Here is a 15,323-nt window from a genome sequence, read left to right on the forward strand (position 1 = left end):
CGCCCCGGGCGAGGTCGTCCTCGCGGGGCGCGGCCGGCGCAGCTCAGCCGTTGTTGACGGTGGGGACGTGCGGCTCGGGCTGGTAACGCAGCCAGAGGGTCGACAGCGCGGGGAGCGTGATCGCCGCCGTCGCGGTGCCGCTGTCGTCGCGCACGGCGACCACCATGCCGAGGTTGCCCGATCCGTGTCCTCCGTACTCCGCGGCGTCCGAGTTGAGCACCTCCTGCCACACGCCCTCGCGGGGGAGTGCGAGTCGGTAACCGGTGCGCTCGACCCCGGCGAAGTTGCTCACGACCACCAGCCGCCCGCCGTGGGCGTCGCGGCGCTCGAAAGCGATCACGGAGGGGTCCCAGCTGGGGGCGCCGAGTCGCGTGAACGACGATCCGTCGCTGTCCCGCTCCCACAGCGGCGCCTGGGCGCGGTACACGCCGTTGAGCGCGCCGACGAAGTCCTGCAGCTGGGCGTGCGAGGGCTGCTCGCGCAGCCACCAGTCGAGTTCCCGCCCCTCCGACCACTCGGCGAGCTGCCCGAACTCCTGGCCCATGAACAGCAGCTTCTTGCCCGGGTGTCCCCACATGTAGGCCAGGTAGGCGCGGACGTTGGCGAGCTTGTGCGTGTGGTCGCCGGGCATCTTCGCGAGCAGGCTGCCCTTCCCGTGCACCACTTCGTCGTGACTGATGGGCAGCACGTAGTTCTCTCCGAAGGCGTAGACGAACGAGAACGTCATCTCGCCCTCATGGTGCGCGCGATACATCGGGTCGCGGGCGATGTACTGCAGCGAGTCGTTCATCCAGCCCATGTTCCACTTGAACCCGAACCCGAGTCCCGCGTGATCCGTGGGCGCGGTGACGCCGGGGAAGCTCGTCGACTCCTCCGCGATCATGAGGATCCCGGGGTGCAGGCGGTAGGCGGTGGCGTTCACCTCCTGGAGGAACCGGATCGCCTCGAGGTTCTCGCGACCCCCGTGGACGTTGGGCTCCCACTCGCCGTCGCGGCGCGAGTAGTCGAGGTACAGCATCGAGGCGACCGCGTCGACGCGCAGCCCGTCCACGTGGAACTCCTCCAGCCAGTAGAGGGCGTTCGCGACGAGGAAGCCGCGGACCTCGGGGCGACCGTAGTCGAAGATGAGCGTGCCCCAGTCCTGATGCTCGCCGCGGCGGGGATCGGGGTGCTCGTAGAGGGGCTGGCCGTCGAAGCGGGCGAGCGCGAACTCATCCTTCGGGAAGTGGCCGGGGACCCAGTCGAGGATCACGCCGATGCCCGCCTGGTGCAAGCGGTCGATGAGGTAGCGCAGATCGTCCGGCGTGCCGTAGCGGCTCGTCGGCGCGTAGTACCCGCTGACCTGGTAGCCCCAGGAGCCGCCGAACGGGTGCTCGGCGAGCGGGAGGAACTCCACGTGGGTGAACCCCGTCTGCTGCACGTGCTCGATGAGGGGATCGGCGACCTCACGGTAGCCGAGGCCGCCCCGCCAGGAGCCCAGGTGCACCTCGTAGACCGAGAGCGGCTGCGCGACCGCGTGGGTCGCGGCGCGCCGGGTCATCCACGCGCCGTCCTGCCACGCATAGGTCGAGGCGGTGACGACCGACGCGGTCTCCGGCGGCAGCTGCGCGGCGAGCGCCATCGGGTCGGCCTTGAGGATCCACGCACCGGCGCGGGTGCGGATCTGGTACTTGTACCGGGTGCCGAGCGGCAGGTCGGGGATGAACAGCTCCCAGACGCCGCTCACGCCCATCGACCGCATGGCGTGCGTCTCGCCGTTCCACCCGTTGTGGTCTCCGACCACGCGTACGGCGCTGGCGTTCGGCGCCCAGACCGCGAACGCGACACCCGCCTCGCCGTCGTGCGTGGTGGGATGCGCTCCCAGCACCTCCCAGAGCCGCTCGTGCCGTCCCTCCGCGATGAGGTGCAGGTCGAGCTCGCCGAGCGCGGGGGAGTGACGGTACGGGTCGCCGGTGATCGCTTCGTCGTCCACGTCGCGGTAGCGCGTCGCCAGTCGATAGGGGACGGGCGGCCCGGGGTGACGGCCCTCCCACAGCCCGTGGGTCACGTGCGAGAGCTCGAGCCGGGTGCCGTCGGCGAACACGGCGGCGACGGAGGAGGCCAGCGGGCGGCGGGCGCGGATGATCGTGACCGTCCGCCCCGCGGCGTCCTCGGCGGGATGGGTTCCCAGCACGGCGTGCGGATCGTGGTGCTGTCCCTCGGCGACGGCGACCCACTCGGCGGATGCGATCGCTTCTTCGGCAAAGCTCATGCTCTCTCCCTCACCTTCAGGATGTGCACCGGCTCGGCGAAGGCGTCGAGCCGCACGTAGTTGTGGTCGCTCCAGGTCCAGACACTGCCGGTCAGCAGATCCTCGACCTCGAACGGTTCGCCCGGGGGGACACCCCAGCGGGTCGTGTCGAGGTGGACCGTGGTCTCCCTGACCGAGTGCGGGTCGACGTTCGCGACCACGATGATCGTGTCTGCCTGTCCGGTGCCGGTGAACGCCGCATCGAGGTGCTTGCTGTAGACCAGGACGGCGTCGTCGTCGCTCCAGTGGGTCTCCAGGTTCCGCAGCTGCCTCAGCGCCGGATGCTCGGCGCGGATCGCGTTGAGCCGACGCAGCAGCGGGGCGAGGGACTCACCGCGCTCCTCGGCACCGCGCCAGTCGCGGAACTTGTACTCGTACTTCTCGTTGTCGATGTTCTCCTCCGAGCCGGGACGCGCCACGTTCTCGAAGAGCTCGTATCCCGCATACACCCCGTACACCGGCCCCGCGGTGGCCGCGATGCAGGCCCGGATGCGGTAGGCCGCCCGGCCGCCGAACTGGAGGTACTCGGTGAGGATGTCGTGCGTGTTCACGAACAGATTCGGTCGCATGTAGTCCGCGGTGTCGTGGGAGATGCTGGTGAGGAACTCCTCCAGCTCCGCCTTGGTGTTGCGCCAGGTGAAGTAGCTGTAGCTCTGCTGGAAACCCACCGCAGCGAGCGCCCGCATGACGGCGGGACGGGTGAAGGCCTCCGCGAGGAACACGACCCCCGGATCGCTCTCGTTCACGGTGCGGATGAGCCACTCCCAGAACCGGAGCGGCTTCGTGTGCGGGTTGTCCACCCGGAAGATGCGCACGCCCTGTGCCACCCAGTGCTGCACGACCCGCAGCATCTCCGCGGCGATGCCCTCGGGGTCGTTGTCGAAGTTGAGCGGATAGATGTCCTGGTACTTCTTGGGCGGGTTCTCCGCGTAGGCGATCGTGCCGTCCGGCAGGGTCGTGAACCACTCCGGATGCTCGCGGACCCACGGGTGGTCGGGGGACGCCTGCAACGCGAGGTCGAGCGCGACCTCGAGCCCTTCCTTCTCAGCAGCCCGGACGAAGGCCCGGAAGTCCTGGGCGCTACCGAGGTCGGGATGGATGGCGTCGTGCCCGCCCTCGGCCGCACCGATCGCATACGGGGATCCGGGGTCGCCCGGCTCGGCCACCAGCGTGTTGTTGCGTCCCTTGCGGTTGGTCGAGCCGATGGGGTGGATGGGCACGAGGTAGATCACGTCGAACCCCATGGCCGCCACGTCGGGGAGCCGCTTCGCAGCCGTCCGGAAGGTGCCGCTCCGCACCGAGCCGTCCTTCAGCCGCCGCGCCCCCTCCGAGCGGGGGAAGAACTCGTACCAGGCACCCACCCCTGCTCGCGTGCGATCGACGTGGAGGTGCTGGTCCGCAGAGGCGGAGCGCAGCGACATCAGGGGACGCTCGGCGAAGACGACCGCGAGCTCCGGGTCTGCCGCGAGGGAGGCGGCGATCGCGGCGTCTCCCGTGCGCAGCGCCTCGGCGCCCTCGCGCAGGCGGCGACGCTGGGCCGCTGGCCGGTCCTTCTCGGCGGCAGCCCTGGCCAGCAGCTCGGCGCCGAGTGCGGCCACGACCGGGACATCGACGCCGGCGGCGAGCTTGAGCCGTGCGGCATGCGCCCAGGTGGCGTAGTCGTCGGAGAAGGCCTCGAAGCGATACCGCCACGGACCCTCCAGGTCCAGCGCGATCGAGACCATCCACGTGTCGGTGCCGTCCGCGAGCGCGGTCAGGCGGTGCAGGCTCCGCTCTCCGGTGGGGGCGGTGAGGCGCACGTGCACGCCGATGAGGTCGTGCCCTTCCCGGAACGACACCACCCGGAACGGCACGACCTCGCCGGCGAACGCCTTCGCGGGAAAGCCGCCCGGGACCGAGGGCGAGCCGTCGAGGAGCGGGATCCGCGTCGTGCGCAGCTCGCCGGGGAGGTCTGCGCCGTCGAACTCGCGCGGCGGGATCTGAGCGGGGCTCCGGAGAGCCGGGGGCCGGGTACCAGCACGTGCAGTCACAGTGCGAATCTACCGCTCCGGTGTGCCGGAGCCTACCGCTCGACCCGGGCGCAGAACCGTGCTATCACTCGACGCGGAACAGGCGCATCGAGGTGCCGGGAACGGACAGGACGTCGCCGGGCTCGAAGACCTCCGCGTGCGCGGAGGGGTGCTCGTCGGCACTCGACCAGAGCGAGACGAACCGGTTCGCGCCGTCGATCTCCAGCGGCAGTCGCACGTCGATCGGCGCCTCCGTGCCGTGCACGATCAGGAGGATGCGGTTCGCCGCCTCGGTGTCGGGCGTGGAGGCGGCGACGTACTGCAGCGTGCGGTTGCCGGGATCGTTCCACTGCCCCGGTTCCATCGTCTCGCCGTTCTGGTCGTACCAGTCCATGACCGACGCGTTCGGGATGTGCTCGCCGAGCCGGGCGTAGCGGCTGGGGCGCAGAGCGGGATTCTCCTGTCGCAGCCGGATGAGCCGCGTGACGTGCGCCCGCAGATCCTCCTGCCACGGCTCCAGCTCCCATCCGAGCCACGTGAGGGGAGAATCCTGGGCGTAGGCGTTGTTGTTCCCGCGCTGAGTGCGCCCGACCTCATCGCCGGCGGTGAGCATGGGGATGCCCGCGGACAGCAGGACCGTGCCCAGGAGGTTGCGCATGGCCTTCCGGCGGGCAGCGAGGATCGCAGGATCGTCAGTGGGGCCCTCGACGCCGTGGTTGAAGGCGCGGTTGGTGTCGGCGCCGTCGCGGTTGTTCTCGCCGTTCGCCTCGTTGTGTTTGACGTCGTACGAGACGAGGTCGTGGAGCGTGAAGCCGTCGTGCGCCGTGACGAAGTTGATGCTGGCGAGCGGACCGCGCTCCTCGCTGAAGGTGTTGGAGGAGCCCGCGAGGCGCGTGGCGAAGCCGCCGATGCCCACCGGGGCGGAGGCGCGACGGGCGTAGTCGATGTCGCTCAGCCAGAAGTTCCGCACCCGGTCGCGGTAGCGGTCGTTCCACTCGTGCCACCCCGTGGGGAAGTTGCCCGTCTGCCAGCCGCCCAGCCCCACGTCCCACGGCTCGGCGATGAGCTTGGTGTCGGCGAGCACGGGGTCGGCGGCGATCGCCCGCAGCAGCGGATGCTCCGGGTTGTATGTGTGGGCGGCGTCTCGGGCGATCGCGGTCGCGAGGTCGAAGCGGAAACCGTCGATCTGCATCTCCTCCGCCCAGTACCGCAGCGAGTCCAGGACGAGGCGGGCGCCGGCGTCGGTGCTGGTGTCCAGCGTGTTGCCGCACCCGGTGGTGTCGATGTAGACGCCGTTCCCGTCCTGCCGGTAGTAGCTCGCATTGTCGATCCCGCGCAGGCTCGAGCGCGGGCCGCCGATGCCCTCCTCCGAGGTGTGGTTGTAGACGACGTCGAGGATGACCTCGAGCCCGGCCTCGTGGAGCAGCTTCACCATGCCCTTGAACTCGGCGATGATCGCCTCCGGTCCGCGCTTGCGGGCGTCCTCGGTGGCGTACGCGGCGTGAGGCGTGAAGTAGTTGAGGGTGTTGTAGCCCCAGTAGTTGGTGAGGCCGCGCTCGAGCAGGCGCGGCTCCGGCACGAAGGCGTGCACGGGCAAGAGCTCGACGGAGGTGATGCCGAGCGCGTGGAAGTGCTCGATCATCGCGGGGTGTGCGAGACCCGCGTACGTGCCGTGCAGCGCGGGCGGCACCTCGGGGTGGCGCTTGGTCATGCCCTTGAGATGGCCCTCGTAGATCACGGTGCGATCGAGCGGGATGCGCGGCTTGCTCGTGTTCCCCCAGTCGAAGCCGTCGACGATGACCACCGACCGCCACTCCTGGTAGCCGTGTCCCTGGGCGAGGCCCTTCGCGTACGGGTCGAGCAGCAGCGTCTCGGGGTTGAACGTGTTGCCGGGGCCGTGCGGCCCTCCCACGCGGACCGCGTACCGGGTTCCTGGCTGGAGCAGGGCAGACGTGACCTCCCACACGCCGCCCGGCCGCCGCTCGAGCGCGGCCTGGTCCGTGACCCAGTCGAGGTCGGTGGCGTCGAAGACGACCAGCTCCATCGACGAGGCGTTGCCCGACCAGACCCGCAGGGTGCCGCCGCCGTCGTGCAGGCGGACGCCGAGATCGTCGAGGGCCGATCCGCCGGGGACGACGGGGACGCGGGAGACAGGCATGAATACACCCTAGGCGTGTTGCATTTCAGTCTCATGTCGGCGCGGACCCGGTCCCCGAGGCACGACCGTGTCCGCACGACCGGGGAACGGGGGAGAATCGAGGTATGCGGCACTACCTCGACCACGCGGCGACCACGCCTCTGCGCGCGGAGGCCCGCGACGCCTGGCTCGAGGCGGCGACCGTCGTGGGCAACGCCTCGTCGACGCACGGCGCCGGACAGGACGCGCGGCGCCTGCTGGAGGAGTCGAGGGAGCGGCTCGCCGCGGTGCTCCGCGCCGACCCGATCGAGGTCGTGTTCACCTCGGGGGGCACGGAGTCGATCAACCTCGCCGTGCAGGGGCTCTGGCGCGCACGGGACGCGGGCACCACCGCGATCGTGCTGCCCGACGGGGAGCATCACGCCACGATGGACACCGTCGCGGCTCTCGCCGAGGAGGGCGCGGAGGTCCGCGCGGTCCCGGTGTCGCCGGAGGCGCGCATCGATGACCCCCGCTTCGCCGCCGCGCTTCCGGGTGCCGCGCTCGCGACGGCTCTGGTCGCCAACAACGAGGCCGGCACGATCAACGATGTGGCCGCCCTCGCTGCGGCCGCGGCCGACAACCGCGTGCCGTTGCACCTCGACGCGGTCGCGGCCCTGGGCCACGTGCCGCTCTCCTTCCGGGGCCTGCGCGGGTCGGCGGAGGGTCATGGCGGGCTCGTCGCGCTGAGCATCGCGGGCCACAAGGTGGGTGCTCCGGTCGGGACCGGCGCACTGCTGGTCGCCCGGTCGGCTCGTCTCGCTCCGCTGCTGCGCGGCGGTGGACAGCAGCGGGGACTCCGGGCGGGCACGCAGGACGTGGCGGGCGCGGCGGCGCTGGCCACCGCGGTCGAGCTCGCCGAGAGCGAGCGCGAGGAGGAGGCGCGGCGGCTGCGTGCTCTGCGTGACCGCCTCGTCGAGGGCGTTCGCGCGCGGGTGCCCGCCGCCGAGCTCCTGGGCGACCCGCACGTGCGGTTGCCGGGCAATGCGCAGCTGCTGTTCCCGGGGGCCGTGGGGGAGAGCCTGCTCTTCCTCCTCGACGTCGCCGGGGTATCGGTGTCCACCGGCTCGGCCTGTCAGGCGGGGGTCGCGGAGCCCTCCCACGTGGTGATGGCGATGGGCCGGTCGGAGCGAGACGCCCGCAGCGTGCTGCGCTTCTCTCTGGGGCGCACCTCCCGCGATGATGACGTGGACGCCGTGCTGTCGGTGATCGCGGACGCGTATGCGCGTGCGTCCGGCGCCGGCTCAGCCGCGCGCTCGTAGACTGGACCCATGCGGATCCTTGCGGCGATGAGCGGCGGCGTCGACTCCGCCGTCGCCGCGGCGAGGGCGGTCGAGGCCGGGCATGACGTCGTCGGCGTGCACCTCGCCCTGTCCCGCGCGGGCGGGACGCTGCGCACGGGCAGCCGCGGCTGCTGCACGATCGAGGACGCGCTCGACGCGCGCCGCGCCGCCGACCTGCTCGGGATCCCCTTCTACGTGTGGGACTTCTCGGAGCGGTTCCGTGACGACGTGATCGACGACTTCATCGCCGAGTACCGCGCCGGGCGCACCCCGAACCCCTGTATGCGCTGCAACGAGAAGATCAAGTTCGCCGCGCTCCTGGAACGGGCGATCGAGCTGGGCTTCGACGCCGTCTGCACGGGGCACTACGCCACCCTGATCGAGGGGCCGGACGGCCGGGAGCTGCACCGGGCATCCGACAACGCCAAGGACCAGTCGTACGTGCTCGGTGTGCTCACTGCCGAGCAGCTCGCGCACACCTACTTCCCGCTCGGCACGACGCCCTCCAAAGCGGTCGTGCGCGCTGAGGCGGCAGCCAGGGGCCTGACCGTCGCCCAGAAGCCCGACAGCCACGACATCTGCTTCATCCCGGACGGCGACACGCGCGGGTGGCTGGCGGAGAAGGTCGGTGCGGAGACCGGGGAGATCGTCGACCGCAGCGGCGCGGTGGTCGGCGAGCACGAGGGCGCGCACGCCTTCACGGTGGGGCAGCGGCGAGGGCTCAAGCTCGGGGTGCCGGCCGCGGACGGCAAGCCCCGGTTCGTGCTGGAGGTCCGGCCGGTGTCCAACACCGTGGTCGTCGGGCCGAAGGAGGCGCTCGCGATCGCCGAGATCGCGGGGGAGCGGTTCAGCTGGGCCGGCGCGGCGCCCGTGGAGTCGTCCTTCGCATGCGACGTGCAGATCCGAGCGCACGCCGACCCCGTTCCCGCCACGGCCACCGTGACCGCGGACGGCGTCCGTGTGGCTCCGGAGGTTCCGCTCGACGGCGTCGCACCGGGGCAGACCGCGGTGTTGTACGTCGGCACGCGCGTGCTGGGCCAGTTCACGATCGACACCACGGTCTCGGCGGTTCCGGTCGGCGTCTGATCCCGGCGGATGTCGGCGGCCGCTCCTAGACTGAGCAGGTGGCGGAGAACATCTCACTGGAAGACGCTCGGATCGAGGCCGAGGAGCTGACGACCCGCATCCTCGAGGCCAAAGACGCCTACTACGGACGCGACACCTCGCTCGTCGACGACGCAACCTACGACGGGTGGATGCGGCGTCTGGAAGAGCTGGAGCGCCTGCACCCCGAACTGCAGGGCCAGGACTCGCCGACGCAGATGGTGGGAGCGGCGGAGGCCACCGGTCTCGCCACGATCGAGCACGCCGAGCGCATGCTCAGCCTCGACAACGTGTTCTCCGTCGACGAGCTGCGGGAGTGGGCGGCCAAAACCCGCGCGGCGGCCGGTCGTGACGTCGACTGGCTCACCGAGCTCAAGATCGATGGGCTCGCGATCAACCTCCGCTACGAGAACGGGATGCTCACCTCCGCCGCCACACGCGGTGACGGCCGGGTGGGCGAGATCGTGACGGAGAACGCGCTCCGTCTGCCGGAGATCCCGCAGCGACTGCGTGGTGAGGGGCATCCGCCGATCGTCGAGGTCCGCGGCGAGGTGTTCATCCCGGTCGCGGCGTTCGAACGGCTCAACGCCGCGCAGGCCGCCTTCCGCGAGCGCGCCTACGCCGACGCGCTCGCCCGGTGGGAGGCACGCGGCGGCGTGAAGAAGCCGTTCGACGAGGAGAAGGCGCGCACGGCTGCGGCACGTCGGTTCCCCGCGTTCGCGAATCCGCGCAACGCCGCCAGCGGTGGTCTGCGCCAGCAGATCGACAAGAAGGACGGGCTCGAACTGGAGGCGGGGCTCCTGCGGATCGAGTCGCTCGCGCTGTACGTGCACGGCATCGGCGCCTGGGCACAGCCGCCGGTGGCCGCGCAGAGCCAGGTGTACGACCTGCTGGCTGAATGGGGCCTGCCGACGAGCCCGCACACGCGGGTGTGCCGCAGCATCGATGAGGTCGTCGACTTCGTGGAGTACTACGGCGAGCACCGGCACGACATCGAGCACGAGCTCGACGGGATCGTGGTGAAGGTCGACGAGCTGGAGCTGCATGACGAGCTCGGCGCGACCAGCCGGGCACCCCGGTGGGCGATCGCCTACAAGTACCCGCCGGAGGAGGTGCAGACGACGCTCCTCGACATCGTGGTGTCGGTCGGACGCACGGGCCGGGCGACCCCGTTCGCGGTGATGGCGCCCGCGCACGTCGCGGGGTCGGTCGTGCGTCAGGCCACGCTGCACAATAAGGACGTCGTGAAGGCCAAGGGCGTGCTCATCGGCGACACCGTGGTGCTGCGCAAGGCGGGTGACGTGATCCCCGAGGTGCTCGGGCCGGTCGTGGAGAAGCGGGACGGCACCGAGCGCGAGTTCGTGATGCCTGCCGACTGTCCGGAGTGCGGAACACCGCTGCGGCCGATGAAAGAGGGCGACATCGACCTGCGCTGCCCGAACGCGCGCTCGTGTCCCGCACAGGTTCGCGGGCGTGTCGAGCACATCGGGTCGCGCGGCGCGCTCGACGTCGAGGCGCTGGGCGAGGTCACGGCCGCGGCCCTCACGCAGCCGACGTCACCCGCCGTGCCGCCGCTGGAGACGGAGGCCGGGCTGTTCGCGCTGACGCTCGACCAGCTCGTGCCGATCGAGGTCGTGGTCCGGGATGCCGAGACCGGGCTGCCGCGTGAGGACGAGGACGGCCTGGTGAAGACGAGGGCGCCGTTCCGCCGGAACCCGACGGCGGCCGAGAGGAAGGCGGGGCGCGAGGGCCCCCAGCCCTCCTCGCAGGCGCTCACGCTCCTCGCCGAGCTCGAGAAGGCCAAGACGAAAGACCTGTGGCGACTCCTCGTCGCGCTGAACATCCGTCACGTGGGCCCGGTGGCGGCTCGAGCCCTCGCGCAGTGGTTCGGTTCGCTGGACGCGATCCGGGCGGCCTCCCGGGAGGAGCTCGCCGCGGTCGAGGGCGTCGGCGGGATCATCGCCGACTCGCTGCTCGCATGGTTCGAGGTCGACTGGCACCAGGAGATCGTGCGGCGCTGGAGCGAGGCGGGGGTGCAGTGGGCGACGCCGGGGCACGCGGGGCCCGGGGCTGCGGTCGCCGAGGGCGGAGTGCTCGACGGGCTCACGGTCGTCGCGACGGGTTCGCTCGACGGCTACACGCGCGAGGGAGCGCAGGAGGCGATCATCAAGGCGGGGGGCAAGGCCGCTTCGAGCGTGTCGAAGAAGACCGACTTCGTCGCGGCAGGTCCGGGCGCCGGCTCCAAGCTCGCGAAGGCCGAGGAACTGGGCATCCGCATCCTCGACGCTGCACAGTTCCACCTGCTGGTGACCGAGGGACCCGACGCCCTCGGCTGAACGGGTGCCCGCGGGTCAGGTGTCCGTGGGAGGCAGGAACTGCAGCAGCCGAGGGGAGTCGGCGAAGCCGAGCCCGCGGTACAGCGTCACGGCCTCCTCGCTCGAGTGCACGGTGACGCGTCCTGCGCCGAGGGACACCGCGTGAGCGCACGCCGCCGCGACCAGCGCTCGCCCGGTCCCGCGCCCGCGGTGCTCCGGCAGCACGAACACGCTCTGCACGTCGGCCGAGACCCGGTGCGCGGCCCCGGGGCGCGGCACCCGGGGGAGCATCGCGACCCAGGCGACCCCGACGGGCTCGCCGTCGTCCGCCCTCGCCACGAACGCCGAGTGCGTGTCCTCGTGGAGGCTCCACCAGGCGGCGAGTTCCGCCGTGAACTCGTCGAACGACCGTCCCGCCGTCAGCTCGTCTGGCACGTCCTGCCACTTGAGCAGCGCGAGCCCCGCGACGTCTCGGCGGTCCGCACGGTCGATACGCACGATCAGTTCTTGTGACGGGGCTTCCGGAACGGCTTGTCCTCGCGGGGACCGCGGGGTCCGCGATCGTCACGGTCATGGCGGTCACCGCCGTAGCCGCGGCCCGCGCCGTCGTTCCCGCGGTCGCGCGGTGCTCCCCGGCGTGCCCCGGGGCCGCGGTCGGGCGCGATCTCGATCAGCCGCCCCGAGATGCGGGTGTCGCGGAGCTTCTCGAGGACGGCGGGGTCGAGGTTGGCCGGCAGCTCCACGATCGAGAAGTCGGGGCGGATGTTGATGGCGCCGAAGTCGTCGCGACCGAGGCCGCCCTCGTTCGCGAGCGCGCCGACGATCTGCCGCGGCTCCACGCGGTGCCGTCGTCCGACCTCGATGCGGTACGCCGCATAGTCGCCACGGCCCCGGCGTTCCCTGGGCTCACGCGTCTCCCGTGCGTCCCGCGGTGCGCGCTCACGCGGCGGACGGTTGTCGGCGGCCACGGCTCTGGCGAGCGGGTCGTCCGCGGGGTCGAGGAGGAGCGGTCGCTCACCCTGCGCGACCACGGCGAGAGCCGCGGCGACATCGCTCTCCGGCACGTCGTGGTGGCGCACATAGTGGGCGATGATGTCGCGGAACGCGTCGATGCGGGCGGTCTCGGACAGCGCGGTCGTGATGGCGTCGTCGAAGCGTGCGAGGCGCGTGGTGTTGACGTCCTCCGTGGTCGGCAGCTGCATCTGCGTCGGCGTCTGACGCGTGGCCCTCTCGATGTGCTTCAGCAGGTAGCGCTCGCGCGGGGTGATGAAGCTGATCGCGTCGCCGGTCCGCCCGGCGCGCCCGGTCCGACCGATGCGGTGCACGTACGACTCGGTGTCGGTGGGGATGTCGAAATTGATGACGTGGCTGATGCGCTCCACGTCGAGACCGCGCGCGGCGACGTCGGTCGCGACCAGGATGTCGAGCTTGCCGTCCTTGAGCTGGTTGACACTGCGCTCGCGCTGCACCTGCGGCACGTCGCCGTTGATCGCGGCGGCGGAGTAACCGCGAGCGCGGAGCTTCTCCGCGAGCGTCTCGGTCTCGTTCTTGGTGCGGACGAAGACGATCATCCCGTCGAAGTTCTCCACCTCGAGGATGCGCGTGAGGGCGTCCACCTTCTGCGCGTACGACACCACGAGGTACCGCTGGGTGATGTTCGTGTTGGTCGCGGTCTTGGACTTGACCGTGATCTCCTCCGGGTCGCGGAGGTACTGCTGCGCGAGGCGTCGGATCTGGGCTGGCATCGTGGCGGAGAACAGCGCGACCTGCTTCTCCTCCGGCGTCTGGGCGAGGATCTGCTCGACATCCTCCGCGAAGCCCATCTTCAGCATCTCATCCGCCTCGTCGAGCACCAGGTACTGCAGCTCCGAGAGGTCGAGCGTGCCCTTGGCGAGGTGGTCCATGATGCGACCGGGGGTTCCGACGACCACGTGCACACCGCGGCGCAGCGCCGACAGCTGCACGCCGTACCCCTGACCGCCGTACACGGGCAGCACGTGGACGCCCTTCATGCGTGAGGCGTACGACTCGAACGCCTCGCACACCTGCAGCGCCAGCTCGCGCGTGGGCGCGAGCACGAGGGCCTGCGGGGTCTTCTGTGCGGTGTCGAGGCGCTCCAGCACGGGGAGCGCGAAGGCCGCGGTCTTGCCGGTGCCGGTCTGCGCCATGCCCACCACGTCGCGGCCCGACAGCAGGGTCGGGATCGTCGCGGCCTGGATCGGGGAGGGGGTCTCGTAGCCGAGGTCTCGGATGGCCTTGAGGACGGGCCCGGTGATGCCGAGCTCCTCGAATCCGGGGGTTGCGGGGGACTCGTCGGGGGCGTCGGTGGGCACTGCGTCTTCAGGGGTCACTTCCCAAGGGTAGCGCGCGCCGGCCGCCACCACCTGTGCAGACGGCTCAGGCGCCGGTGGTGAGCGCGAGCAGCTTCTCCTTGACCTGGCGGCGCAGGACCTTGCCGATGAGCGACTTCGGCAGCTCGTCGACCACGAACACGCGGCGCGGCACCTTGTACGGGGTGAGGATGCTGCGGGCGTACGCGCGGATCGCTTCGACGTCGACATCGGCTCCTCCGTCGACGACGATCGCGGCGACGACCTCCTCGCCCGAGTGCTCGCTGGGCAGTCCGACGACGGCGGCGTCCACGACCGACGGGTGCTGCCGCAGCGCGTTCTCGACCTCGGTGGGGGCGACGTTGAAGCCGCCGGTGATGATCAGCTCCTTGATGCGGTCGACGATGCGGACGAAGCCGGCCTCGTCGATCGTGACGATGTCTCCCGTGCGGTACCAGCCGTCGACGAACACGGCGTCGGTCTCCTCCGGCTTGCCGTAGTAGCCGGAGAACACCTGCGGGCCGCGGACGACGAGCTCGCCCGCCGACCCCGCCGGTACGTCCTGCGTCGGGTTCTCAGGGTCGACGACGCGGCACTCCGTTCCGGGGAGGGGGAGGCCGACGGTGCCCGGCACGCGGTTGTCGGCCACGGGGTTCGCCATCAGCACGGGCGAGCACTCGCTCAGCCCGTAGCCCTCGACGAGGTACCCGTGGGTCGCGGCCTCGAAGGGGACGACCAGCTCGTGCGGCAGGGCCATCGCCCCGGAGATCGCGACCTCGATGCCGTCCAGGGAGATGCCCTTCGCCTGCGCGGCCCCGAGCAGCCGGTCGGCGATCGGGGGCACGAGCGGGAGGAAGGTCGCGGGGTGCTTCTTGACGACATCGAGCACGAGGTCGGGGTCGAACTTGGGGAACAGCACGAGCCGCGCCCCCATCGACATCGCGAACGTGAGGCACAGCGTCAGCCCGTAGGCGTGGAACATCGGCAGCACGGCGTACACCACGCAGCCCTTGCCGCGCTGGATCGACGGCACCCATGCCTGCGCCTGCGCCGCGTTCGCCAGCAGGTTGCGGTGCGTCAGCGCGGCGCCCTTCGGAGTTCCGGTGGTGCCCGAGGTGTACTGGATGATCGCGAGGTCGTCCGTGTTCGGTCTCGGATGCGACGCCGGAAGCGGGTCGGAGGCCACGAGCGAGTCCCACACCACGGTTCCGCGCACGCGCTCGGTCAGCGCTGCCCTGGACTCGCGCGCCTTCGCGACGGGCAGCCGCAGAGCGAAGCGGGTGAGGGCGGGCATCGCGCGCGTCACGTCGACGGAGACGAGGTTCGTCACGGCGAGGTCGGCGGGGAAGTCCTGCACGGTGGCGACGACCTTGTTCCACACGATCGCGTGCTTGGCGCCGTGATCCTCGAACTGCTTCCGCAGCTCGCGCGGCGTATAGAGCGGGTTGTGCTCGACGACGACGGCGCCCAGACGCAGCACGGCGTAGAAGGCGATGATGTGCTGTGGGCAGTTCGGCAGCACGATCGCGACCGGGTCGCCCGCACGCACGCCGAGGTCGCGGAGTCCGGTGGCGGCCCGGTCGATCGCGTCCTGCAGTCGGGCGTACGTGGTCTCACGGCCGAAGAACTGCAGCGCGGGAGCGTCGGGGTAGTCGCGGGCGGACGCGGCGACGATGTCGACGAGGGAACCGGTGACGGGGGCGAGATCCTCGGGGACGCCGTCGGCGTAGCTGGCGATCCACGGGCGAGGAGGCTGGAACGTGCTCACGCGCCCAGCTTAGGCGCGCCGCGACGCGCCGAGCGGGCGACGGCACCC

At 71.1% G+C, this 15,323-nt stretch carries 9 protein-coding genes; 3 read left to right on the forward strand and 6 right to left on the reverse strand.

Features of this window, described 5'->3' with window-relative positions:
• Positions 1-43 precede the first annotated feature (43 nt).
• The 3 genes from glgB to glgX all read right to left on the reverse strand — a co-directional run bounded on the left by glgB (position 44) and on the right by glgX (position 6,457).
• Entirely contained in the window at positions 44-2,251 is a 2,208-nt protein-coding gene (gene glgB / locus ACFV3I_RS10045) for a 1,4-alpha-glucan branching protein GlgB (protein WP_136037392.1), read from the reverse strand.
• Positions 2,248-4,320, reverse strand: a complete 2,073-nt coding sequence (locus tag ACFV3I_RS10050) for a maltotransferase domain-containing protein (RefSeq protein WP_378803666.1) — start codon at positions 4,318-4,320, stop codon at positions 2,248-2,250. Before ACFV3I_RS10050 ends, glgB begins: the two co-directional genes overlap by 4 nt.
• Before the next feature lie 64 nt (positions 4,321-4,384).
• A complete protein-coding gene (gene glgX, locus ACFV3I_RS10055; RefSeq protein WP_378822762.1) occupies positions 4,385-6,457 on the reverse strand; it encodes a glycogen debranching protein GlgX in 2,073 nt (690 codons plus the stop codon).
• A gap of 104 nt (positions 6,458-6,561) precedes the next feature.
• Here glgX and ACFV3I_RS10060 point away from each other — a divergent pair, with 104 nt between their 5' ends.
• From ACFV3I_RS10060 to ligA, 3 genes are read left to right on the forward strand one after another with little or no spacing between them, the layout of a single operon-like run.
• Positions 6,562-7,737, forward strand: a complete 1,176-nt coding sequence (locus ACFV3I_RS10060; RefSeq protein WP_378803668.1) for a cysteine desulfurase family protein — start codon at positions 6,562-6,564, stop codon at positions 7,735-7,737.
• Between the two features lie 9 nt (positions 7,738-7,746).
• Positions 7,747-8,844 (forward strand): tRNA 2-thiouridine(34) synthase MnmA, encoded by a 1,098-nt coding sequence (mnmA, locus tag ACFV3I_RS10065; RefSeq protein ID WP_136031836.1) that lies wholly within the window; start codon positions 7,747-7,749, stop codon positions 8,842-8,844.
• A 38-nt stretch (positions 8,845-8,882) separates the two neighbouring features.
• Positions 8,883-11,198 carry an NAD-dependent DNA ligase LigA gene (gene ligA / locus ACFV3I_RS10070; protein ID WP_378803669.1) on the forward strand — a complete coding sequence of 772 codons (2,316 nt, stop codon included), beginning with the start codon at positions 8,883-8,885 and terminating at the stop codon, positions 11,196-11,198.
• Between the two features lie 15 nt (positions 11,199-11,213).
• Here ligA and ACFV3I_RS10075 read toward each other — a convergent pair whose 3' ends face one another.
• From ACFV3I_RS10075 to ACFV3I_RS10085, 3 genes are read right to left on the reverse strand one after another with little or no spacing between them, the layout of a single operon-like run.
• Entirely contained in the window at positions 11,214-11,675 is a 462-nt protein-coding gene (locus ACFV3I_RS10075; protein ID WP_378822763.1) for a GNAT family N-acetyltransferase, read from the reverse strand.
• 2 nt (positions 11,676-11,677) lie between these two features.
• On the reverse strand, positions 11,678-13,528 hold the full coding sequence (locus ACFV3I_RS10080; protein WP_378822765.1) for a DEAD/DEAH box helicase: 1,851 nt from the start codon (positions 13,526-13,528) through the stop codon (positions 11,678-11,680).
• A 46-nt stretch (positions 13,529-13,574) separates the two neighbouring features.
• Complete coding sequence (locus tag ACFV3I_RS10085; protein ID WP_378822766.1) at positions 13,575-15,275, reverse strand: long-chain-fatty-acid--CoA ligase; 1,701 nt, start codon at positions 15,273-15,275, stop codon at positions 13,575-13,577.
• Between the last annotated feature and the right edge of the window lie 48 nt (positions 15,276-15,323).

The organism is Microbacterium sp. NPDC059771 (genome assembly GCF_042732495.1).
Taxonomy (GTDB): Bacteria; Actinomycetota; Actinomycetes; order Actinomycetales; family Microbacteriaceae; genus Microbacterium; species Microbacterium sufflavum.